Genomic DNA, 21,521 nt, shown 5'->3' with positions numbered 1-21,521 from the left:
TCCCGGCCCGCCGCACCTCAGTCGGACGCGGCGGCGCCGGTCAGTAGATCGATCAACCCCGGCAGCCCGCCCTCGGCCAGGGCGCGGCGCTGGCGGTCCGCGGGGGTACCCACCTGGAGGAGCCGGTGGACGAGGGCGCTCACGCCCCGGAGATCGCCGGCGTCCTCCAGGGCCGGGGTGATGTGCTGCAGGAGCGAGCACAGCACGTCACCGCTGCTGTGCGGGTGGCCGAGCGGATCCACCAGCGTGCCGTTCAGGCCGTGCCGGGCCGCGTGCCAGTTCGACGCCTGCAACAGCTCGGGTGCGACCACCGGCAGGGGCGTGCCCGCCTTCTCCTCGGCGATCGCCGTGGCGACCAGCCCGCGGACGATCCCGGCGAACATGACGGCGTCATCGGCCCGCAGCTGGACGTCCAAGCAGCGCACCTCGACGGTCGGATAGCGGTCGGACAGGCGCGCCTGCCAGTACACCTGCCCCCGGTCGGCGATCACCCGCGAGGCGACCAGCGCATCCAGACGCCTTTCGTAGTCGGCCCGGCCGTCGAAGGAGGGCGGCGGGCCGCTGACGGGCCAGCGGCCGAAGACGATGGTGCGCCAGCTCTCGAAGCCGGTGTCCCGCCCGTCCCACAACGGCGAGTTCGCGGACATGGCGAGCAGCGTCGGCAGCCATCCGCGGATCCGGTTCAGCACCGCGACGCCCGTGTCCGGATCGGGAACCCCGACGTGCACGTGCATCCCGCAGATCAGCTGCTCGTCGACCAGCTGCCGGGCTTCCCCCTCCATCCTCCGGTAACGCGCCGTGGGAGTCACGGGCACGGGCAGGGACCCGCGCAGCGGGGCCGCACCCGTGGCGGCGATCCGGCACCCGTTCGCCTCGGCGGCCGAGGCGACCGCATGACGCAGGCGCAGCAGGTGGCCGCCCACTTCCTCGAGGCTCCAGCACACGGGTGTGGCCACCTCGATCTGGGCCTGCAGCAGCTCGTCCTGGATCTCACCGCGTTCCGCGAAGGGACCGAGACCCGCTGTACCGCGCACGTCCTCCACCAGCGGTGTCGGTGCACCGGTGACCGGGTCCACCAGCAAGTACTCTTCTTCAACGCCTACTGTGATCACGTCGTGCGAATACCCGTGCACCCCAAGATCACCCCTGGGCGGCGGCGTATTCCACCCGGCTAGGCGTGTGGCCGTGAGCCCAGAGGGGCAGGCGGACCGTATGGCCGTCCTCGTCGGCACCTCCGGGTGGCAGTACCGGGACTGGTCGGGCGTCCTCTACCCGCCCGACCGGCCGCAACGGCTGTGGCTGGAGGAGTACGCGCGGCATTTCGGCAGCGTGGAGCTCAACAACGCCTTCTACCGGCTGCCCTCGCCCGAGACGTTCGCACAGTGGCGGGCACGGACCCCGCCGGGCTTCGTCATGGCCGTGAAGGCGAGCCGTTTCCTGACGCACGTCAAACGCCTGGGCGAACCTGCGGAACCGGTCCGGCGGCTCATGGAGCACGCCGCTCCCCTGGGCGACCGGCTCGGTCCGGTCCTGCTCCAGCTGCCGCCCACGCTGCGCGCCGACCCGGCCGCGCTCGACGCCTGCCTCGCCTGCTTCCCCGCCGGTACCCGCGTCGCGGTCGAGCCGCGGCACGCGTCGTGGTGGACGGCGGAAGTGCGCTCCGTGCTCGCCGGGCGTGGTGCGGCCCTGTGCTGGGCCGACCGCCGGTCGCGGCCCGTGACGCCGCTGTGGCGCACGGCCGACTGGGGCTACCTGCGCTTCCACGAGGGCCGGGCCCGGCCCTCGCCCCGGTACGGCCGGGACGCCCTGCGGACCTGGGCGCACCGCATCGCCGACACCTGGCCCGCGGACGCGGACGTGTTCGCCTACTTCAACAACGATCCCGGCGGAGCGGCCGTGGTCAACGCACGGTCGTTCAGCCGCCTGACGGCCGTCCCGGCGGACGGCTGAGGGCCGGGACCGGCGGCCGTGCGGCCCGGTCCGGCGCTCCGGGGCCTCAGGGGTGGTGCCGGTACCGTTCGTCGGCGCGGCCGCCGGCGCCCAGCAGACCGGTCGCCCCGAGCCGCGCCGCACGTTCCAGGCGCGGCAGCTCGGTGCGGGCGATACGGGTGACGACGGGCGGGAGGCCGGCCCGCACCGGCTGGACGGCGCGGAGCCAGGCGGGCACGTAGACGGACGACCTGCGCCGTTCGGCGGCGGCAGCCAGCCGGTCCGCGACCTGCGGCGCCGGGTACACCTTGCGTGCGGGCGCCGGCATGTGTGCGCGCAGTTCACGCAGGGCGACGTGGTGTTCGCCGTCCCGGATCATGTCGGTGTCGGTCCAGTTGATGTAGGCGATCCCGACGGCGACCCCCCGATGGGCGAGTTCCGCGCGCAGGGCGTGGGCGAAGGCCTCGACGCCGGCTTTGGAAGCGCAGTAGGCGCTCATGAGGGGGGACGTTCCCATGGCCGCCAAGGAGGCGACCTGCAAGTAGTAGCCGCGGGTGTCGAGGAGGTCGGGCAGGAAGCAGCGTGCTGTCGCGGCACTGCCGATGAGGTTGACCTCGATGACCCGGCGCCAGACCCGCGGATCGGAGTCGGCGAAAGGGCCCGCTTCGGCGACGCCGGCATTGCCCACCACCACGGACACCGGGCCGAGGCGGGTACGGACCTGGCGGGCCGTGTCCGCCATGGCCGCGTCGTCGGTCACGTCCACCTCCCAGCAGGCGGACTCGTTGCGCAAGGTGGCGGCCACCTCGCGCAGACGTTCTCCCTCCAGGCCCAGCAGGGCCAGCCGCGCGCCCCGGTCGTCGAACGCCCGGGCCAGGGCCGCTCCCACCCCGCGCGCCGCACCCGTCACCACCACGGTGCGGCCGCGCAGGGGCCGGTTGTGCGTCCGCGTCCTCATCCGGTGCCTCCGCCCGTCAGCAGACCACCACCGCGCCGCCTACGGCGCCGGCCCGGCCCGACCCGCGTACCCCCCGCCGTCCGGTCTTCCCGTTTACAGGATGCCCCTGCCGAGCGGCCGCCCGCAGACCCGGCGGCCGCCGGCCCTGCGTGACGCGCGTGGGCGGCCTCCCTGTGGACGCGGCCCCGATGTTCCATCCGGGCGTGCACGACTGGTCATGGGCGCCACCGACCGCGCAGACCCAGGTGCTCTCGGACCGGTTCGGCCACCACATCGCACGCTCCGGCATCCACCTCGCCCAGCCCGTGCACGCGCCGCTCACGGCTCCCCGTCGGACTCCCGGTCGGACCGCGGCCATACGTACGGCAGGTCGTCCGGTACCCCGGGGAAGCGCTCCCGGTAGAAGTCCGGGGCCTTGCGCACGAGCGCGGACTGATGGCTCCGGTGGAAGTCCGGTGCGCCGAGCCACGGCGGCAGGTCCCCGACGGCGGCCAGCTGCTCCTGCGTCCGCGGGTGTCGCCCCGGCTGCCACGCCCCGAAGTCCTGGACCAGGGTCGCGGCGCAGGTATCGGCGCGTCCCCCCTCGGTCCAGACCCCGCAGATCTCCAGTCCGTAGCGGACGAGAGCCTCCTCGTAGCCCGCCCACATCCGCACCGCCGGGTGCCTGCGCCATCCGTAGCCCGGGACGATCAGGCCGCGCAGCACCTGTAGGGCCTCGACCCGCTGCTTGCCGAGCCTTCGCACGTCCAGCGTGGCCGCCGAGGCGTCGAAGGAGGGGAAAGGAAGGAACGTCTGCATGCGGTCTCCCTCCGCGACGGCGACGCGTGCCCGCGTCCCCCGTCCGGTTCGCGTGAGATGCGGCGTATTCGGGGTACGCGCACCATGACCGTGACACAACAGCGTCGACGAAGGGTTCTGCCATGCCCCGAGGATCAATCCCCAAGCGCGAACGCCAGTACGAGCACATCAAGGAGTCGGGTGAGGCGCGCGGCATGTCGGAGGGCCGCGCGAAAGAGATGGCCTCCCGCACGGTGAACAAGGAACGCGCGCGTTCGGGAGAGAGCAAGACGGCTAGCTCCGGTTCCACCCAGGGCAAGTCCGCCTCGCAGCTCGGCGGCGAGAAGTCCCGCGGAGGAGGGAGCTCGTCCGAGCGCACCAAGGACGAGCTGTACCAGGAGGCGAAGAAGCGCGGCGTCGAGGGCCGCTCGACGATGACCAAGCAGCAGCTCAAGAACGCCCTCGGCTGACCGTGCGCAGGAGGCGCCCTCCGCCGGAGGGCCGCCCCCTGCGCCCCGGCCCGCACGCCGGTCAGCCCCAGACCCCTCTCGGCAGAAGGATCCCCATGGCCGTCCGTCACCAGCTCATCCGGCGTCCCCCGCGTAGCGTGTGGGCCGTACTCGCCGATCCGGCCCTCTACGGAGAATGGGTGGTGGGCCCCTCCGAGTCCACGCCGCTCGACCACATGTGGCCCGACTCCGGAGCCCGGCTGCGCTACACGGTCCGACTGGGCCCCTGGTCCGCCGAAGGCGTGACGACCGTCCGCCACCAGGAACCCGGCAAGGAGCTGGAGCTGGAGGCGGCGTTCAAGTCCCTCGGCACGGCGAGGATCTTCCTGCAGCTCAGGCCGTGGGGCGAGGAGACGCTCGTCATCTGCGACGAGCACCCCCTGCGCGGCATCGGAGGCACCCTCCACAACCCGGCGGTCGAAGTGCTGCTGCAACTCCGGCACCGCGGCATGCTGGCCCGCCTGGCCAGGCTGGTGGAACGGCGGCCCGCCGGTTCGTACCGTGCCTGACGCGGTGGTGATCGGGGCCGGCCCCAACGGCCTGGTGGCCGCGAACCTGCTGGTGGACGCCGGGTGGAGCGTCGAGGTCCTGGAGGCCCAGGAGGAGCCCGGAGGAGCCGTGCGGAGCGACCGCCGGGTGCGGCCGGACTTCGTCTCGGACGTCTTCAGCGCCTTCTACCCCCTCGCGGCGGCCTCCCCCGTCCTCGCCCGCCTCGACCTCGCGGCGGAGGGCCTGCGCTGGAGCCACGCGCCGCGCGTGCTGGCCCACCCCCTGCCGGACGGCCGGTGCGCGGTCCTCGAACGCCGCGTGCAGGACACCGCCACCGGTCTGGCGCAGTTCGCGGCCGGCGACGGCGACTCCTGGCAGCGCATGTACCGGACGTGGACCCGGGTCGGGCCGGACCTCGTGCAGGCACTGTTCACGCCGTTCCCGCCGGTCCGCGCGGGACTGCGCCTCGCCGGGAAGCTCCGGGCCTCCGGTGGCCTGCGGCTGGTCCGCGACCTGGCCCTGCCCGTACGCCGCCTCGGCGAGGAGGAGTTCGCCGGAGAGGGCGGGCGGCTCCTGCTGGCCGGCAACGCCCTCCACGCCGACCTGGCACCCGAGGCCGCGGGCAGCGGCGGCTTCGGCTGGCTGATGTCGATGCTCGGACAGAGCCACGGCTTCCCGGTACCCGTCGGCGGCGCCGGCGCCCTCACGGCGGCGCTCGTACGCCGCCTCCAGCGCCGTGGCGGCGTCCTGCGGTGCGGGGAGCGCGTCGCTTCCGTCGTCGTACGCGGTAACACGGCGGTGGGGGTTCGGACCGCGGGCGGGGAGACGGTCGACGCGCGCCGCGCCGTTCTGGCCGACACCTCGGCGCCCGCCCTGTACCGGGACCTCGTGGGCGAGGAGCACCTTCCGTCGCGCCTCCTGCGGGACCTGGAACGCTTCCAGTGGGACTTCGCGACCTTCAAGGTCGACTGGGCGCTGACGGGGAGGGTGCCGTGGACGGCGCCCGGAGCGGTCGGCGCGGGTACCGTCCACATCGCCGACGGCGTGAACGGCCTCACCCGCTTCGCCGCACAGATCGCCATGGGACACGTCCCCGACGAACCGTTCGTCCTCTTCGGCCAGATGACCACCGCGGACCCCACCCGCTCGCCCGCCGGGACGGAATCGGCGTGGGCCTACACCCACCTCCCGCAGCGCGTCACCTCCGACGCGGGCCCGGACGGCATCACCGGCAGGTGGGACACCCGCGAGGAGGAGGCCATGGCCGACCGGATCGAAGCTCAGGTGGAACGCTTCGCACCGGGCTTCCGGGCCCTGATCGGCGCGCGTCGGATCCTGGCGCCCACGACCCTCCAGGCCATGAACGAGAACCTCCGGGGCGGCGCCATCAACAACGGCACCACCGCCCTGCACCAGCAGACGGTCTTCCGTCCCACCCCCGGCACCGGCCGCCCCGAGACGCCCGTCAAGAACCTCTACCTCGCCTCCGCCGCCGCCCACCCCGGAGGCGGAGTCCACGGCGCCCCGGGCGCGAACGCCGCGCGGGCCGCCCTGCGCCCCCACGCGCTGCACGCGCCCTTCCACCGCGCCCAACGCGTCTGACCGCCACCGCCCCCGGCCGGGCCGGCCGGCCGCGTCACGGCTCGAGCGTCATCTCCGCACACCGGGTCACCACGGACTCCAGGCTCTGCCCGTCGGCGTGCAGCCCGCGCTGCACCCGGGCGCCGTTGCCCCTCTCGTGCAGGTGCGCGATGCCTTCCCGGACCCGCTCGTCGTCGCCGTGGTCCTCCAGTGCCTCGCGCACGTGCTGGTACAGAGCCTCGACGGCGTGCTCGGCGGGCGTCTCCCGCATGGTGACGGGGTGCAGCAGGGGTCCGTCCAGGCCCGAACGGCCGGCCCGCCACGAGGACAGGCGCAGCAGACTCGTACCGACCCTGGCCGGAGGCTCCCCGTCCTGCCAGGCCCGGGCCGCGGTCTCCACCAAGCCGCGTACGAGGGCGGCGAGCAGGACGGGCGTGGAGGCGTCCAGGCAGACATCGGCGACCCGGACCTCCACGGTGGGGTAGGCGGCGGACAGCCGGGCGTCGAAATAGATCATGCCCTCGTCGCGCAGCACCCCGGTGTCGATCATCGCGCGGACCTGCTCGTGGTAGCGGTCGGCGGAGCCGAAGAGGTCGACCGGACCGGCGGACGGCCACCTGTTCCACACCCGGCTGCGATAGCCGGCGTACCCGCTGTCCTCGCCCTGCCAGAAGGGCGAGTTCGCGCTCATCGCCATCAGTACGGCCAGCCAGGGCCTGATGCGGTCCAGGACCGCCACGCCCTCTTCGTCCGACTCGACCGACACGTGGACGTGGCAGCCGCACGTCAGCTGCTCCTGCGCCGTCAGACCGAACTGCTCGCCCAGCCAGCGGTAGCGCCGGCCGACGTTCAGCGAGGGCCGCACGGGCAGTGGCGACGTCGCGACCGCCGCCACCACGGCGCCGGCACTCGCCGCGTGGCGGGCCGCCTCGCCGCGGATGCGGACGATCTCCTCCCGGAGCTCGCCCATCTCCGTGACCGGTTTGGTGGCGAACTCCAGCTGCTCCTGATGCAGCTCCTTCTCGAACTCGTGGTCCGGCCGCCGACCGCTGGTGCCGGGGCGCTGCCACGCCAGGCGGTCCGCGGCCGCCAGGACCGCCCCCGACACGGCGAGCGGAGCCCCACCGCGCGCGTCCACGAGCAGCAGCTCTTCCTCCACGCCTACGCTTCGCATGTCGCCGCCCTGTCGCTCGAGCCGTCCGGTGCACCTCCCCTGCCCTGCCTCCGGTCGATCATGCCGGAGCCGGCCGGCGAACCGAGGACCGCGCGCCCGGGGCGAGGGCGGCGAGCCGAGGACCGCGCGCCCGGGGCGAGGGCGGCGAGCCGAGGACCGCGCGCCCGCGGCGAGGGCGGCGAGCCGAACGTCGGGCCGCCCGTCAGGCGGAGGACCCCTGCCGTGCCGCTCCCCCGTCGGCCGTGAGCGCCGTGAGCGCGCCGAGCTGGGACCTCGCGTTCGTGACCGCCTCCTTGAAGCCCTGGCGCACGGCGTCCGCCAGGGCCCGGCGGACGACGGCCTCGGCCGCCTCCCGCTCGCCCAGCGCGCTGAGCGCCTCGCCCCGGCCGAGCCGCAGCAGCGTCTGCCGCAGCGCGACCAGGCCCGTCGGCGCTCCCGCGCCGCCCAGGGTCAGCGCGTACGCCGTGCACCGCTCCGCCGCCGCCGCGTCACCCCGGACCAGCAGCTGGCGGGTGCGGTGGTGGAGCGCGAGGAGCTCGGTGAAGATGTCCTGGGCCTCACGGGCCAGTTCGACCGCGCGGCTCACGTGCCGCAGGGAAACGTCGGTGACACCGCTGCGGTCCAGCGCCACAGCCAGGTTGACCAGGGCGGTCGCCTCGCTCGACGGATCTTGCGCGCGGGCGGCGAGAGCGGGCGCCAGCTCCAGCTCGACGAGCGCCTCCGACAGTCGTCCCTCGCGGGTCAGCACCCAGCCGAGGAGCGCCCGGACCCGGGACTCCGCGTCGGGATCGCCCAGCCGCCTGGTCGCTTCCAGGGCGTGTTCGAGCATCGGCACCCAGCCGTCGCGTACGTGCCACACGACGTGCGGCCACTGCAGGACGGCCAGCCGCCAGGCCCGGTCGTCGTGGCCGGCGGCCCGGGCCGCCGCCACCGCCGCCGCGAGGTTGTCCTGCTGGGTCGTGTACCACTCGAAGGCGGCGTCACGGGTGGCGAACCTCCTGACCGAGGAGGGGGCGTGGAAGTCCGCGGGCAGCACGCAGCAGGGCTTGTCGTCGGGCTCGGCGGCGGCGGACGCCGCGAGCGCGGTGACCGTGTAGGAATCGAGCAGCCGCAGCAGCGCGCCCTCGTCGGGGCTGAGCCCGCGCGCGTAGAGCCGGACCAGATCGTGCAGGGAGTAGCGGCCGGGGGCGTACTCGGTGATCAGGTGCGCGCCCGCGAGCCGGTCGAGCGCCTCCGCGGCCACCGCGGGGTCCCGGTCGAGGAGCGCGGCGGCGGCGTCCCGGTCCAGATCGGGCCCCGGCAACACCCCCAGCTGGGCGAAGAGTCGCAGCGCGTCGTGGGGCAGGCCCTGCACCGTGAGCCGCAGCGCCGCCGCGACACCGGCGTCCTCGTAGTCGTCCAGGGAGAGCAGGGCCAGCCGGCGCTGCTCATTGGCGAGTTCGTCGGCCAGGTCCGCGAGCCGCCAGCGCGGCCGGGCCGCCAACTGGGCCGCCGTGATGCGCAGCGCCAGCGGCAGCCCGTCACACAGCCGTGCGAGCTGGGCGGCGGCGGCCGGTTCGGCCGCGACCCGGCCGCCGCCGACCGCCACGGCGAGCAACTCGGTGGCGGACTCCGGGCCGAGCACATCGACCTGAACGGGCCGGGCCAGCTCTTCGACGATCAGCCCGCCGAGGCGCAGCCGTGAGGTGACCAGGACGGCCGAGCCCGGCCCCGCGGGCAGCAGGGAGCGGACCTGGTCCGTCCTGCGGGCGTTGTCAAGGACGACGAGGAGCTCGCGCTCCTCGGTGAGCGTGCGGTACAGGGCGAAGGCGGCGGCCGCGGACTCGGGCATCCGGCGGGCGGGCACCCCGAGGGCGAGCAGGAACTCCCGCACGATCTCCACCGGTTCGACCTGGGCACCGCCGAAGCCGCGCAGATCGGCGAAGAGCGTTCCGTCCTGGTAGCGCGCCTGACCGCTGTGCGCCCATTGGAGCGCGAGTGCGGTCTTGCCGACGCCGGCGGGCCCGATGACGAGCGCGATGGCTCCGTCCCGCACGCTCCGGTCGATCTCCAGCAGTTCGGTCTCCCGGCCCAGGAAGCCCCGTACCCCGCGCGGCAGCAGGCGCGGAACGGGAAGGGCCTCCGCAGGACGCGGCCCGGAGGACACCTGGCCGCCTTCCGACGGCGCCCTCTCCGCCCTCGCGGCCTCCGCCGGCGCCGCGCGCACGAGGGCCGTCCCGGTCCGTTCCGTCCGCAGGAGCGTGCCCGGCGGTGACGGCTGGACCGTCGGCTCCCCGCGCAGGATCGCCTCGTACGCGCCGCGCAGTGCCGGGCCCGGGTCGATGCCCAGTTCGTCGGCGAGCAGACCCCGGGTGCGGTGGTACCAGTCGAGCGCGTCGGACTGACGGCCCGCCTGGTAGAGCGCGAGCATCAGGGACGCCGCCAGGGACTCGCGCAGCGGGTGCGCCACCGCCTCGGCCTGCAGGACGGCGGCGGCTCCGGCGCGGTCGCCGAGCCGCCCGTAGGCGTCGGCCAGGTCCTCGACGACGACCAGCCTGGTTTCCTCCAACGCGTGCGCGGCGGCGAGCAGCGAGGCGCTGCGGACCGTACCGGTCAGTGCGGGCCCGCGCCACAGGGCGAGCGCTTCGCGCAGTGTGGCGACCGCCTCGGCGGGCCGCTCCTGGTGCTTCGCGCGGCGGGCCAGTTCGTCGAAGCGGTGGGTGTCCAGCAGTTCCTTCGGCATCTCGAACACGTACGAGGGGCCCTGGGTGACCAGGCGCACGCCGGAGCCGCCCGCTCCGGCGAGCAGCGCCCGCAGCCGTGAAACGTGCCCCTGGATGACCGTACGGGCGTGCGCGGGCGGCTCCTCGTCCCAGAGCGCGTCGATCAACTGCTCCATGGGGACGGCCGCGTTGGCCCTCAGGAGCAGCACGGCGAGCACGCTCCGCCGCTTGGCGGGCCCGAGCGGCAGTTCGCTCGACCCGGCGACCGCGCACACGCCGCCCAGCAATCGGAACTCCAACGGAGACCCCCCTCGTCTCGCAAACGCCGAGCGTCGGGGAGGCTCGCGCTTCCGGCCGCCTCCCGCTCGGCAGTCCGGCCCCGTCAGGCCGGATCCTGGGTGCGGCCGGGTCGGTCAGGCCCGGAATATCGCACTCTAGAACGACAATCCTACGAGGCTCGCGGAGTGCCCCGTTCCTCCCCCCACCCACCCGCGTCCCGTCGGCCCTCCTGAACCTGGCGGCCGGAGCCGTCCGTTCCTCCGGGTACCGGTCGCCATCGGCGCGACGGTGCCGATCGGAGGACGCGGTGGTGGCCCGGGGCGAGGAGAGCGGCGGGGGGACGGACGAGGACACCGAGAGCGCCCGGCCGTCCGCGATGTACCGGTTGGGCGGGCAGGACGATCCGGGCTGGAGGCTCGCCCCCGCGTACGGGAAGGTCGCGGCGGCGAGCGGCTCGGGCGCGGCGGCGAGCGGCTCGGGCGCGACAGCGAGCGGCTCGGGCGTGCCGGAGGCCGCGTCCGGGGCCGGCGTGCCGGCCCCGGCGCGGCAGCCGGATTCGACGCAGCTGCCCGCGGCGCAGCCCCCGGAAGCAGCGGAGTCCCCGGACGGTGGGGAGGGCACCCTTGTGGCCGCCGGAGCCGCCGGACACGCCGATGCTCCGCCCGCGGCCGCCCCGGACGCCGACGCCACGGCCGCGCCGGCCCCGGGCCGATCGCTCCGGCCGCGCTGGCGCGCGGGCGTGAGACGGCTCGGCGGCCTCCTCGCCCCGAGGGACGACGCGGACCGGCTGCTGACCGTACGCACCACCCCGCTCAGCGGCTGCCACCGGATCGCGGTGATCGGCCTCCGGGCCGGATCCGGCCGCACGACCACCGCGGCCGTACTGGGCTCCCTCCTCGCGGCGGAACGCTCCGACCGGGTCATCGCGGTGGACGCCGACCCCGCCTCGGGCACGCTGGGCCACCGGATCGCGCGGGAGGCCGGTGCGACCGGAGCGACCGTCCGCGACCTGGTCACCGCACTGCCCCGGCTGGACTCGTACACAGACATCCGCGCGTACACCTCGCGGACGCCGGACGGGCTGGAGGTGCTGGCCGACGACCCCGGCGCGGCGGCCTCCAGGCCGTTCGACGACCGCGAGTACCGCGGGGTCATGGAGCTGCTGAGCCGCCGGTACCCGATCGTCGTCACCGACACCGGCGCCGGGCTGTCGAACGGCCGGCTGCCCGGAGTACTGGAACTCGCCGACCAGTTGGTCCTCGTCGTCACGGCGAGCGTGGCCGGCGTCACCGGCGCGAGCACGGCGCTCACCTGGCTGGAGGAGCACGGGTTCCAGGAGCGGGCGCGCCGCTGCGTCACGGTCATCTCGGGTGTCCGGGAACCCGGTCGGGTACTCCGCGCCGACGAGCTGGTGGCCCACTTCGAGACCCGCTGTCGCGGCGTGGTCGCCGTTCCCTACGACGAACACCTGGCGGCTGCGGGCGAGTTGACCCCCGGCGCGCTGCGCCGAAGAACGCGTGCGGCGCATCTCGAACTGGCCGCGCTGGTCGCCGAGGGCTTCACCGTTCCGGAGTGACCCACCGCCCGCCGCGACCCGGGCCACGGCGCGCGGGCCGACCCGCCGCCGCGGGGTCGACGGAATCCGGCCCGCGCCGCGCGATCCCGTCACGCGGTCTACGACATCGGCTCGACTGCGTCCCGACCACGGAGTCCGGCCCGCGCCGCGCGATCCCGTCACGCGGTCTGCGACATCGGCTCGACTGCGTCCCGACCGCAGCAGCCTCCCGACGGCGGAGCCCGGCCCGCGCCGTGCGGTCGACGGCGGGTGATCGATGGAGTCCCGCCTGCGCCATCCGGTCGGCGTCATCCGGCCCGCGGCGTGCGGGCCGCGGCGTGCCGGCCGGGCCGCTGCGTGCGGGCCGGGTCAGGGGGGCGCCACTCCGTCACCGAGGCGGAAGCGTTCGGCCTCGACCGCGCGGCGGCCCTCGGGCGGGATCCGGTCACGGCTCTCGAACCACGCGGTCAGCCTGTCGCAGGCCTGCTGGTCGCGCAGGGCTGCGGCGTCCCCGGCAGGGGTGGCCTCGGCCTCGGCGAAGGAGACCTCGCGCAGCAGGACCCGGGCGGGCAGGCCGGTCCCGTCGCCGCCGGGGCGTACCGCGAGCACCGAGTAGCGGGTGCCCGGAGCGAAGACGACCTCCGGCTCGGCCGCTGTCGAGGCGAAGGCGGCGGTCCGGCGCCCGGTGGTCGACCAGATCCCGAACTCCACGGACGCCCCCAGTTCGACGTCCTGCGCCGGCACGCCGGAGACCGGGGCGGGCTCCGCCACGAGACTGCCGGGACGGTAGGCGTCGAGCTCGGTCCGCTGCGCCGACGCGCCGACCAGTACGGCCCCGTGGTGACTCGGCAGCCTCCGCAAGCCCGAGCCGAGGCAGCGCAGGTACGGGACGAGCGGCCCGCCGCTTCCGGCACGGGCCGCGGCGACCAGTTCCGCGCGGGTGGCGGGGTCGCCGCTGTCGGCCTGGTGCAGCAGCACCGCCACCAGGTCGGGCTTGAGATCGTCCCCCTGCGAGGAACGCAGGCCCGGCAGCTTGAGCGCCACCATCTCGGCCTTGCTGGCGATGAGGTGGTACCGCTTGCCGAGCAGGAGCTTCATCCCGTCGCGGTCCCGCTCGCCGCTGACGCAGGGGGAGGCCGCGGGTACGGGCGACTCCCGCACGGGCACTTGGGCCGCGGCCGGACCGAGGGCGGCCACCGGCACCGCCGGGACGGGCGGCGGGCCGACCGGGAGCTCCGGATCCGGGCCGCGCGCGGGCTCCCGCAGCGGTACCGGTCCTCCCGGGAGCTCCCGCACCGGTACCGGTAGCGGTGCCACGGCCGCGGTCGGGCCGAGCGCGACCTCTCGCGCCGTCGGACCGGACGGCGGGCCGACCGGGAGCTCCGGATCCGGGCCCCGCACCGGCTCCCGCACCGGTACCGGGGTCCCGGCCGGTTCCGGTGCGAACTCCGGTGCCGGCAGCGGATCCGGAGACGCCGGGAGGGGCGCCGGGTCGCCGGCTGACGTCGGGCCCGGGGACTCGGTGGACGGCTCGGCGCTGATCCACTCCACCGGGTGCCGCCGGCAGAGGAACCTCCCGACGGCCTCCGCGTCCTCGTCTCCCCTGCCGGCCAGTACCACCCCGAAGGGCTCGCCGCCGAGGGAGGGCAGGGCGGCCAGGACCTCGTCGAGGTGGTCCCAGACCTCGCCGTCCAGCGCCCGTCCCGGCTCTCCGACGATCAGCTGCGGACGGTGGTACGCGGCCGGGCGCATGCGCGGTTCGCCGTCCCGCGGCGCAGCTTCGGGGCGCAGCCACAGCCCGGCCGGTACGGCTTCCAGTACCCAGCCGTCCCAGGCGCCGAAGACGGCGGGCCCCGCCTGGGGCAGCGGGTGGAGGCCGTGCCAGCCCGAGGCGACGACGCGGCCCAGGGCCGCCGAGGCGGTGAGCTCCGCGATGACGGGCTCCCACGTGGGACGGCCCTCGGCGTCCAGGAAGGTGGTGGTGCAGTGGTCCGCGCCCCGTACGGGTAGTCCCACGGCGGCCCGTACGTCCTGGCCGAAGTGGGCGGCCAGGACGGCGGCCATCCCGGCCAGTGCGGCGGGCGGGGCCCAGGGGGCGCTGAGCAGGAGCCCCGGGGGCTCCAGTTCGAGGGCGGCCACCCGGCGCAGGAGCTCCGCGGCGGGCAGGTCCGGCTCCTGTGGAGAGCCGACGACGAGTACCAGGGTGCCGGAGTCGGCGGCGGCCAGCCCGGACGCCCGGTCCGGCCGTCCCGGAGCGGCCAGCCAGAATCCCTGGCCGATCGGCTCCGCGTCCGGACACCCCGGCCCCAACTCCCCCGTACCGGCCCCCGCCGTACCGGCCCCCGCCGTACCGGTCTCCGCCGTACCGGTCTCCTCGGTCCCGGCCGCCTCAGTGCCGGCCGCCTCGGTCCCCGTCGCCTCGGTCCCAGTCGCCTCGCTCTCAGTCGCCTCGGCCCTGGCCGCCTCAGCCCCGGCCGCCTCAGCCCCCGCCTCCCCCGACCCGGTCTCCACCGCCCCCGGCTCGCCCGTCGCGCGGGCCTCGGGCTCCGCGGACGGAGGCCAGGACGGGCCGAGGTCCTCCGGTTCGGCGGTGGGGTCGATCAGCCACCACGAGCCGCTGCCCGCGGCCTCGGGCGCCGTCACGCGCAGTCCGCCGTCCGGCTCGACCGAGACCAGCCCGTCGGGTGCGATCACGGGGAGCCCGGCTGCCCGGGCGAACGCCTCGGCCGGGCGGTGGCCGCCCGCTGCCGTCGCCGCCAGGCCCGACGCCGCGAGGACCAACGTCGAGGCGCCGCGTTCCCGCGCGAGGGCGGCCAGCCGCGCGAGCGAACGACGCAGAACCGGCGCGGCGTCGGCCGCGGCGGCCAGGACGAGCAGGGCGTCCGGGGCCGGCCGCAGCGCCGCCAGTGCCGCCGCCAGCGGGTCGTCGTCCGCGGCGGCGGGGGCTATGACGAAGTGCGCGCCGAGCGGTCGGAGCGCAGAGCCGCGGTGGCCGCCGGGAGTGCCCTGGGTTCCGGGAATGCCCCGGGATGGGGAAATGCCCTGGGTTTCGGGAGTGCCCGCGTTCATCGGCTGGTTCCGTTCCGCCTGTCCGTCCGCGGCACCACCGCCTTCATGCGCCACCGCCGGCACCGCCATCGCCCTCACCGCCGTCGCCATTGCCGTCGCCATTGCCGTCGCCCGCCGCGTACAGCCCCGTCTGGACCTGGACCGTGCGGCGTCGCGTGATGTGCAGACCGCGCCCGGCCGGAAGCACCTTCGGCCTGACGTTGCCGAAGAGAATGCCCTCCGACGGCGGACAGGACAGCAGCAGCGCCGGGGTGTTGACCTCTTGGAGCTTGCGCATGAGCGGGTCGACCAGCCCGCGTCCGGCGTTGTTGGCCGAGCGGGCGACGATGAGGTGCAGACCGATCTCGGCGCCCTGCGCGAGGTAGTCGAGGACCGGTGCGAAGGGGTGGGTTCCCGAACTGCCGATGAGCTCGTAGTCGTCGACGACGATGAAGAGTTCCGGTCCCTGCCACCAGTCCCGCAGGCGCAGCCGGCTCGGCGGGATGTCCGCCGACGGCACCCGGTTGACCATGGCCTTCGCGGCGCCGTCGACCATCTGCCGCAGCGCGTCGGCGGCGACCGCGTAGCCGAGCCGATGGGTCTCGGGCACCGTCTCGTAGAGCTCGCGGCGGAAGTCGACGAGCATGATGCGGGCCTGGGCCGGTGTGTACGCGCTCATGATCTGGGTGGTGATCAGCTTCAGCAGGTTCGTCTTGCCGGACTCGCTGTCGCCGACGACGATCAGGTGCGGATCCTGCTCGAAGTCGTGCCAGAGCGGCTGGATCTGCTGGTCCTCCAGACCCAGGGCGACCTGCAGCGCACCACGCGGCGCGGGCAGTTCGGCCGCGTCGAGGAGCAGCGGAAGCATCCGTACCGCGGGAGCGCGGGCGCCCGTCCAGTGGTCGGCGACCACGTCGGCGAGGTCGGCCACCCCCTCGCTCAGGTCGCCGGAGGTGCCGCGGCCGTCCATCCGCGGCAGGGCGGCGAGGAAGTGCATCTCGTCACCGGTCAGACCGCGGCCGGGGATCTGGGGGACCTTGGCGGCGGCACGCATGTTGACCACCGAGTCGATGGGGTCGCCGAGCCGCAGTTCGAGTCGCGTCTGCAACTGGTCGCGCAGGCCGCTGGTCACCTCGCCCCAGCGGGTGGTCCCGATGATCAGGTGTACGCCGTAGTTGAGGCCGCGCTGCGACATCAAGGTGAGCTGCTGCACCAGGTCGGGGAACTCCTGGCGCAGCGTGTTCCAGCCGTCCACCACCAGGAAGACGTCGCCGTACGGATCGTCGGCGAACTCGCCGGCGGCCTTGCGGCGTCGGAAGGAGACGACGGAGTCCACGGCTTCCTCCGCGAAGTACTTCTCGCGGCGCGCGATGATGCCGTCGATCTCGGTGACGGTCCGGTTCACCCGCTCGGGATCGTGCCGTCCGGCGACGCCGCCCACGTGGGGCAGTCCGCGCAGCGAGGTCAGTGCGCCACCGCCGAAGTCCAGGCAGTAGAACTGCACTTCGGCCGGTGTGTGGGTGAGGGCCAGACCTGCCATGACCGTTCGGATCAGGGTCGACTTGCCGCTCTGCGGGGCGCCGGCGACGCCCATGTGGCCGCCCGCGCCCGACAGGTCGACCACGAGCAGGTCGCGCATCTGCTGGAAGGGCCGGTCGATCAGGCCGACCGGCACCCTCAGGGCGCCTCGTACGGAGCCGCTCTCCACGGTCAGGCCGTACCGCGGATCGGGGGCCAGTGGCGGCAGCAGTTCGTCGAGGGTGGGCGGTACGTCGAGCGGCGGCAGCCACACCTGATAGGCGGGCGGTCCGGCGTCGTAGAGCCGCTCCGTCGCGATGTCGAGCAGCGCCCGGGCCTCCTCCTGCTCCTCCTGAGGGGTCTCCTCGACCTCGGGCAGCGGGGGCGGAGCGACGTACTCGGTGCTGTGCTCGACCACGTGGCCGGTGAGGGCCGCCAGCCGGCCCGCACGCCGCTTGGGCTTGTACGCGCCCGAGACGTACGCGGCCTTGAAGCGGCTCAGGGTGGAGATGTCGCTGCGCAGGAAGCCGTTGCCGGGCTGGGAGGGCAGCTGGTAGGCGTCGGGCACGCCCAGCACGCCCCGGCTCTCCATGGCGGAGAAGGTGCGCAAGCCGATGCGGTAGGAGAGGTGCGACTCCAGGGCGTGGACACGACCTTCGTCGAGGCGCTGCGAGGCGAGCAGCAGGTGGACGCCGAGCGAGCGGCCGAGTCGGCCGATCATCACGAACAGATCCATGAAGTCGCGGTGGGCGGAGAGGAGTTCGGAGAACTCGTCGACCACGACGAACAGGGTGGGCATCGGGTCGAGCGGGGTGCCCGAGGCGCGCGCCGTCTCGTATTCGAGGAGCGAGGAGTAGTTGCCGGCCGCGCGCAGCAGCTCCTGCCGGCGCATCATCTCCCCGTGCAGGGCGTCGCGCATGCGGTCCACGAGGGCCGCCTCGTCGGCGAGGTTCGTGATGACCGCCGAGGTGTGGGGCAGCTTGTCCAGGCCGAGGAAGGTGGCTCCTCCCTTGAAGTCGACGAGGACGAAGTTGAGGATCTCCGAGGAGTGGGTGAGGGCCAGGGCGAGGACCAGGGTGCGCAGGAGTTCGGACTTCCCGGATCCCGTCGCGCCGATGAGCATCCCGTGCGGACCCATGCCGCCCTGGGCGGACTCCTTGATGTCCAGGGCCACCGGCGTGCCGTCGGCGCCGACGCCGAGGGGGACGCGCAGCTTGTTCGACTGGTTGCGCTGTCCCCACTGCTGCTGGACGTCGAAGGTGTGCAGGTCGTGGATGCCGAGGAGGGACGTCAGGTCGAAGTCGGCGGCCAGGGGCTCCCCGGCGTCGACGGAATCGCCGAGCCGGTAGGGGGCCAGGAGCGTCGCGAGCCGGCGGGCCGCTGCGGAGGACATGGAGTCGGGGCGGCCGAGTACGGTGACCTCGTCCTTGCGGTTGCGGTCCGCGCCGACCATCTCCAGGTTCCCGTCGGTGATCCGCAGCCGCAGCGTGACCCGGGAGTGCTTCCACTCCAGCGCGCCGGCGAGGTCGATGAGGGTGGCGTTGCGGTATCCGGCGAGCACCGCACGGTGCGGGCCGGCCACCTGGGCGCCGTCGAGCACGATGACCGTGTACGGCTCGTCGCGGCTGGGGGCCGCGTCGGGCTCGTAGGGCGGCCGGGCCGAGAACTCCTCCCCGAGCAGTTGCTCGACCTCACCCATGGTGGCCGCGACCAGCCGTACGGGACCGGCGCCGTCGGTCTCGACGGGGTGCAGGGCGTGCGGGAGCCACTTGGTCCAGTCCCAGTGCCCCCGGCGGTCGGGGGCGGTGACCACGGCGATGCGCAGTTCGTCGGGGGCGTGCAGGGTGGCCAGCTGGGCCAGGACGGAGCGGAGCAGCGAGCGGGTGCGTTCCTCGCCCTCGGGATCCTCGCAGCGCAGCATCACCTGCGCGAAGCCGCGCAGGTGGATGGCGATGGGCTGGCCGTCGACGGTTCCGTACGCGTGGATGAAGCGGCGCAGCGCGTGGGCGGCGAGCGGTTCGAGGTCCTCGACCGGTTTGGTGGCGAGCGGTGCGAGGCGCACGGCGAGACGCTGCGCGCCGACCGCGATGCGCACGTCGCTGAAGTCGGGGTGCGAGGCCCGGCGTTCCCACAGCCGGGAGGTCCGTACGAGGGAGGGCAGCTCCTCGGGCCCTGGATTGCGCCAGGCGAGGGCCTCCTGCTGCTTGCCGATGTCCTTGCGGACCTGGCGGCGCATCTGGCCGAGGTAGCGCAGGTAGTCGCGCCGCTCGCCGATCAGCTGCACCTTGCGGTCGCTGTTGCCCCGGATGATCTGCGTGACGAGCATGCCGACGGCGGAGAGCACCATGGTGCCCATCGCCACGTACGTCATGATGCCGCCGTTGGGCCGCAGGAAGACGAAGACCATGGACAGCGAGCTGAGGGCCATCGGCACCATGGTGATCATGTTCGACGCGCTGCTCTGCTTCTCCGGCAGAACGGGGGGCTCCTGCAACTGGAGCTCGCCCTCCGGCATTTCCGGGCCGGGACGCCGGGCCGGCCGGCTGACTGGCACCACGCTCAACGGGAGGCTCCTCACTTCCGGACGGCCGTGCGGCCCGTCCCTCCGGGGAACGTGCGTGGCACGGGCCGCGGTTCAGGCGGAGGCCGACGGCCGGGCGCCCGTGGGTGAACCGTGGTGCGCGCCGGGGACGTTGCGGTCGCCGACGGCGCCAAGCCGTCCCTTTCGGATCTTGTCGGGCCCGCGAGCGCGGGTACGGCCGGGCCCCCGGCCGCCGGCCGGGGCGATCTGTAAGGTGCGCGGGAGCGTCCAGAGGACAGGGGGAGCCCCGTGGATCCGGTGAGCGGGAACAAGGAGACCGAGGAGGTCCGACGGCTCCTGCGCGGCTGGCTGGCCTCGACCGCGCCGGCGCCCGCGCCCTCCGTCGAGCCGGTGGACGCCGCCGACCCCGCGGCGGACGCTGTGGATCCCCCGTACCCCACGGATCCCCCGTACCCCACGGATCCCGCGGCCCCGGCGGATCCGGCGGGGCCCCCGGACCCGTCGCGTTGCGGGGACCTCGGGGACCCCGGAGACCTCGGGGACCGCCCGGACGCCTCCGGGTGCACCGGCCTCGACGTGCCCCCGGGCGACGCGGCGACGGTGACCACGGCCGTACGCGGGCTCCTCGGCCTCGCCTCCGCCCCGAGCGGCCTCTGCGCCCTCCTGGCCCGGTCCTCCCTGCCCGCGGCGGGCTTCGCCGAACTGCGGCTGCTGGCCCAGACCCTGGTGGTCGACGAGCATCCCTCGGCCGGGCGGTGGACGGCCATGGAGCGGCTGGACGTGGCGTCCTGGGTGGCGCTCCTGCTCGACCGCCACGGCGAGGACGGGGTGCAGTGGCTGGTGGCCGTCCTGCGCGGGGCGGACTGACCCCGGGCCCCGGTCGGCGGTGGACGGCACGGACGGCCACGGACCGGGCCGGTGCGGCCCGTGGACCCCGTGACCCGCGCCCCACCCCGCCCCGCCCCCGGTCCCGTGAACCCCGCGCCCCGCCCCGGCCGTTCTCGCCGGTGACGGTAGCGCGGCACGCGGACGTGCCGATGGCGGAGGGCGGGCGGGCAGTGAGCGGTGGCGCGGTGGCAGGGCTTTGCCGATTGAGGTTCCGCGGGCCGCTGAAGGTGGTCGAGCTGTCCGTGCCCTCCGACGTGCCCTTGGCCGACCTTCTGCCGACCGTCGTCGACTTCTCCGGCGACGAACTGGCCGAGGAGGCCGTCGAGGCGGGCGGCTGGGTGCTCCAGCGCCTGGGGGCCGAACCGCTCGACGAGGAACTCTCCGCCGAGGCCCTCGGGCTCAAGGACGGGGAAGAACTTCACCTGCGCCACCGCCGCGACACGATGCCGCTCGTCCACTTCGACGACCTCGTGGACGGGATCGCCACCGGCCTCCACGGCCGCGGCGACTCCTGGCGGCCCCCGCTGACCCACCACCTCGCCCTCGCCCTCGCCCTCCTCGCCCTCGCCGGCGGCGTCGCCCTGCTGGCCCTGCCCGGACCGCACCCCCTGCGGATCACGTCGGCGGCCACCATCGGCATACTGCTGCTGCTCTGCGCGGGCAGCGCCTCGCGGGCGGTGGGTGACGCCGGGGCGGGAACCGCACTGGGAGCGGCGGCCGTGCCGTACCTGGCTCTCGCCGGAGCCCTGCTGCCCGCCGGCGGCGGCGATCCGACGGCGGCGCGGTTGCTGGCCGGGAGCTCCGCCGCCGCGGGCGGCGCCGTACTGGCGCTCGCGGCGGTGGGCTGCTCGGCCCCGCTGTTCCTCGGGGTCGCGGTGACCGCGGCGCTCGGCATGGCGGCCGGAACCATCGCGTTGGCCGGACTGGCGCTCGGCCGGACGGCGGCCCTGTCCGCGGTGGTCGTCCTGGCGTTCGGCGCGTTCGCACCCAGCCTCTCGTTCCGGATGTCCGGGCTACGGCTTCCCGCACTCCCCCGCAACGCCGAGGAGCTCCAGGAGAACATCGAGCCCTTCCCGGCCGCCGACGTGCTGGCCCGCAGTGCCGTGGCCGACGGCTTCCTCACCGCCTTCCACGTCGTGGTCGGCGCCGCCTGCGCGGGATGCGTGAGCCTGGTGGCGGGCCTGAGCGGCTGGGCCCCGGCCGCCCTGACCGCCGCCCTGTCCGCGCTGCTCCTGCTGCACGCCCGTACGGTCGGCAGCGTGCCGCAGCGCCTGGCACTGCTGCTGCCCGGCGTCTACGGTCTCGCGCTGCTGACGGCCGGCTTCGCCGCGGACCTCGCTCCCGGGGAGCGGCCCCTGCTGCTCTCCGCGCTGGTGGCGGCGGCCGGCGTACTCGCCGTCGTGTCGTGGACGGTACCGGGCCGGCGGCTGCTGCCGTACTGGGGGCGGATCGCCGACCTCGCGCACAGCCTGATGGCGTGGAGCTTGCTGCCGTTGGCGCTGACCGTCGCCGGAATCTTCCAGATGATCCGCTCCGCCGCCGGCTGACCCGACCCCGCCCGCACGACGAATC

General features: G+C 74.8%; 14 protein-coding genes. 7 read left to right on the top strand and 7 right to left on the bottom strand.

The window, feature by feature from the left end:
* Positions 1-17: 17 nt before the first annotated feature.
* Entirely contained in the window at positions 18-1,112 is a 1,095-nt protein-coding gene (locus tag ACFWBY_RS30000; RefSeq protein WP_385336115.1) for a glutamate--cysteine ligase, read from the bottom strand.
* A gap of 100 nt (positions 1,113-1,212) precedes the next feature.
* On the opposite strand from ACFWBY_RS30000, the gene ACFWBY_RS29995 reads away from it, so the two are divergent.
* Entirely contained in the window at positions 1,213-1,950 is a 738-nt protein-coding gene (locus tag ACFWBY_RS29995; protein ID WP_385336176.1) for a DUF72 domain-containing protein, read from the top strand.
* Between the two features lie 46 nt (positions 1,951-1,996).
* Here ACFWBY_RS29995 and ACFWBY_RS29990 read toward each other — a convergent pair whose 3' ends face one another.
* Together ACFWBY_RS29990 and ACFWBY_RS29985 are read right to left on the bottom strand one after the other, a co-directional pair.
* Positions 1,997-2,887, bottom strand: coding sequence for an SDR family oxidoreductase (locus ACFWBY_RS29990; protein WP_385336117.1), 891 nt, complete (start codon positions 2,885-2,887; stop codon positions 1,997-1,999).
* A 318-nt stretch (positions 2,888-3,205) separates the two neighbouring features.
* On the bottom strand, positions 3,206-3,685 hold the full coding sequence (locus ACFWBY_RS29985; protein WP_385336119.1) for an MSMEG_6728 family protein: 480 nt from the start codon (positions 3,683-3,685) through the stop codon (positions 3,206-3,208).
* A 122-nt stretch (positions 3,686-3,807) separates the two neighbouring features.
* Here ACFWBY_RS29985 and ACFWBY_RS29980 point away from each other — a divergent pair, with 122 nt between their 5' ends.
* The 3 genes from ACFWBY_RS29980 to ACFWBY_RS29970 all read left to right on the top strand — a co-directional run bounded on the left by ACFWBY_RS29980 (position 3,808) and on the right by ACFWBY_RS29970 (position 6,264).
* On the top strand, positions 3,808-4,134 hold the full coding sequence (locus ACFWBY_RS29980) for a plasmid stabilization protein (RefSeq protein ID WP_385336121.1): 327 nt from the start codon (positions 3,808-3,810) through the stop codon (positions 4,132-4,134).
* A gap of 95 nt (positions 4,135-4,229) precedes the next feature.
* A complete protein-coding gene (locus tag ACFWBY_RS29975) occupies positions 4,230-4,682 on the top strand; it encodes an SRPBCC family protein (protein WP_385336123.1) in 453 nt (150 codons plus the stop codon).
* On the top strand, positions 4,675-6,264 hold the full coding sequence (locus tag ACFWBY_RS29970) for a phytoene desaturase family protein (protein WP_385336125.1): 1,590 nt from the start codon (positions 4,675-4,677) through the stop codon (positions 6,262-6,264). The genes ACFWBY_RS29975 and ACFWBY_RS29970 overlap by 8 nt, the downstream gene beginning before the upstream one ends.
* Before the next feature lie 34 nt (positions 6,265-6,298).
* Here ACFWBY_RS29970 and ACFWBY_RS29965 read toward each other — a convergent pair whose 3' ends face one another.
* Together ACFWBY_RS29965 and ACFWBY_RS29960 are read right to left on the bottom strand one after the other, a co-directional pair.
* Positions 6,299-7,417, bottom strand: a complete 1,119-nt coding sequence (locus ACFWBY_RS29965; protein ID WP_385336127.1) for a glutamate--cysteine ligase — start codon at positions 7,415-7,417, stop codon at positions 6,299-6,301.
* A 202-nt stretch (positions 7,418-7,619) separates the two neighbouring features.
* Positions 7,620-10,418, bottom strand: coding sequence for a BTAD domain-containing putative transcriptional regulator (locus tag ACFWBY_RS29960; protein WP_385336129.1), 2,799 nt, complete (start codon positions 10,416-10,418; stop codon positions 7,620-7,622).
* Positions 10,419-10,708: 290 nt separating this feature from the next.
* Here ACFWBY_RS29960 and ACFWBY_RS29955 point away from each other — a divergent pair, with 290 nt between their 5' ends.
* Positions 10,709-11,974 (top strand): MinD/ParA family protein, encoded by a 1,266-nt coding sequence (locus ACFWBY_RS29955; RefSeq protein WP_385336131.1) that lies wholly within the window; start codon positions 10,709-10,711, stop codon positions 11,972-11,974.
* A gap of 348 nt (positions 11,975-12,322) precedes the next feature.
* Here the strand turns inward: ACFWBY_RS29955 and ACFWBY_RS29950 are convergent, their stop codons facing one another.
* Positions 12,323-15,022: a hypothetical protein gene (locus ACFWBY_RS29950; RefSeq protein ID WP_385336133.1), complete on the bottom strand. Its 2,700-nt coding sequence runs from the start codon at positions 15,020-15,022 to the stop codon at positions 12,323-12,325.
* A 43-nt stretch (positions 15,023-15,065) separates the two neighbouring features.
* The gene (gene eccCa / locus ACFWBY_RS29945; RefSeq protein ID WP_385336135.1) at positions 15,066-19,082 is read right to left on the bottom strand and encodes a type VII secretion protein EccCa; all 4,017 of its coding nucleotides are present in this window, start codon (positions 19,080-19,082) and stop codon (positions 15,066-15,068) included.
* Between the two features lie 276 nt (positions 19,083-19,358).
* On the opposite strand from eccCa, the gene ACFWBY_RS29940 reads away from it, so the two are divergent.
* Together ACFWBY_RS29940 and eccD are read left to right on the top strand one after the other, a co-directional pair.
* The gene (locus ACFWBY_RS29940; RefSeq protein WP_385336137.1) at positions 19,359-19,928 is read left to right on the top strand and encodes a hypothetical protein; all 570 of its coding nucleotides are present in this window, start codon (positions 19,359-19,361) and stop codon (positions 19,926-19,928) included.
* A gap of 170 nt (positions 19,929-20,098) precedes the next feature.
* Positions 20,099-21,496, top strand: coding sequence for a type VII secretion integral membrane protein EccD (gene eccD / locus ACFWBY_RS29935; protein ID WP_385336178.1), 1,398 nt, complete (start codon positions 20,099-20,101; stop codon positions 21,494-21,496).
* The last annotated feature ends 25 nt before the right edge of the window (positions 21,497-21,521 follow it).

It is taken from the genome of Streptomyces sp. NPDC060049, assembly GCF_042736715.1.
GTDB lineage: Bacteria > Actinomycetota > Actinomycetes > Streptomycetales > Streptomycetaceae > Streptomyces.
The sequence above is the reverse complement of the archived record's forward strand: the minus strand, read 5'-3'. Positions and strand labels throughout refer to the sequence as shown.

Excerpts from the sequence above, each read along its gene's own strand:
- ACFWBY_RS29965 (WP_385336127.1), bottom strand. The coding sequence starts at position 7,417 with ATGCGAAGCGTAGGCGTGGAGGAAGAGCTGCTGCTCGTGGACGCGCGC.
- ACFWBY_RS29995 (WP_385336176.1), top strand. The coding sequence starts at position 1,213 with ATGGCCGTCCTCGTCGGCACCTCCGGGTGGCAGTACCGGGACTGGTCG.
- ACFWBY_RS29975 (WP_385336123.1), top strand. The coding sequence starts at position 4,230 with ATGGCCGTCCGTCACCAGCTCATCCGGCGTCCCCCGCGTAGCGTGTGG.
- ACFWBY_RS29990 (WP_385336117.1), bottom strand. The coding sequence starts at position 2,887 with ATGAGGACGCGGACGCACAACCGGCCCCTGCGCGGCCGCACCGTGGTG.
- ACFWBY_RS29985 (WP_385336119.1), bottom strand. The coding sequence starts at position 3,685 with ATGCAGACGTTCCTTCCTTTCCCCTCCTTCGACGCCTCGGCGGCCACG.
- eccD (WP_385336178.1), top strand. The coding sequence starts at position 20,099 with ATGGCGGAGGGCGGGCGGGCAGTGAGCGGTGGCGCGGTGGCAGGGCTT.
- ACFWBY_RS29980 (WP_385336121.1), top strand. The coding sequence starts at position 3,808 with ATGCCCCGAGGATCAATCCCCAAGCGCGAACGCCAGTACGAGCACATC.
- ACFWBY_RS29950 (WP_385336133.1), bottom strand. The coding sequence starts at position 15,022 with ATGAACGCGGGCACTCCCGAAACCCAGGGCATTTCCCCATCCCGGGGC.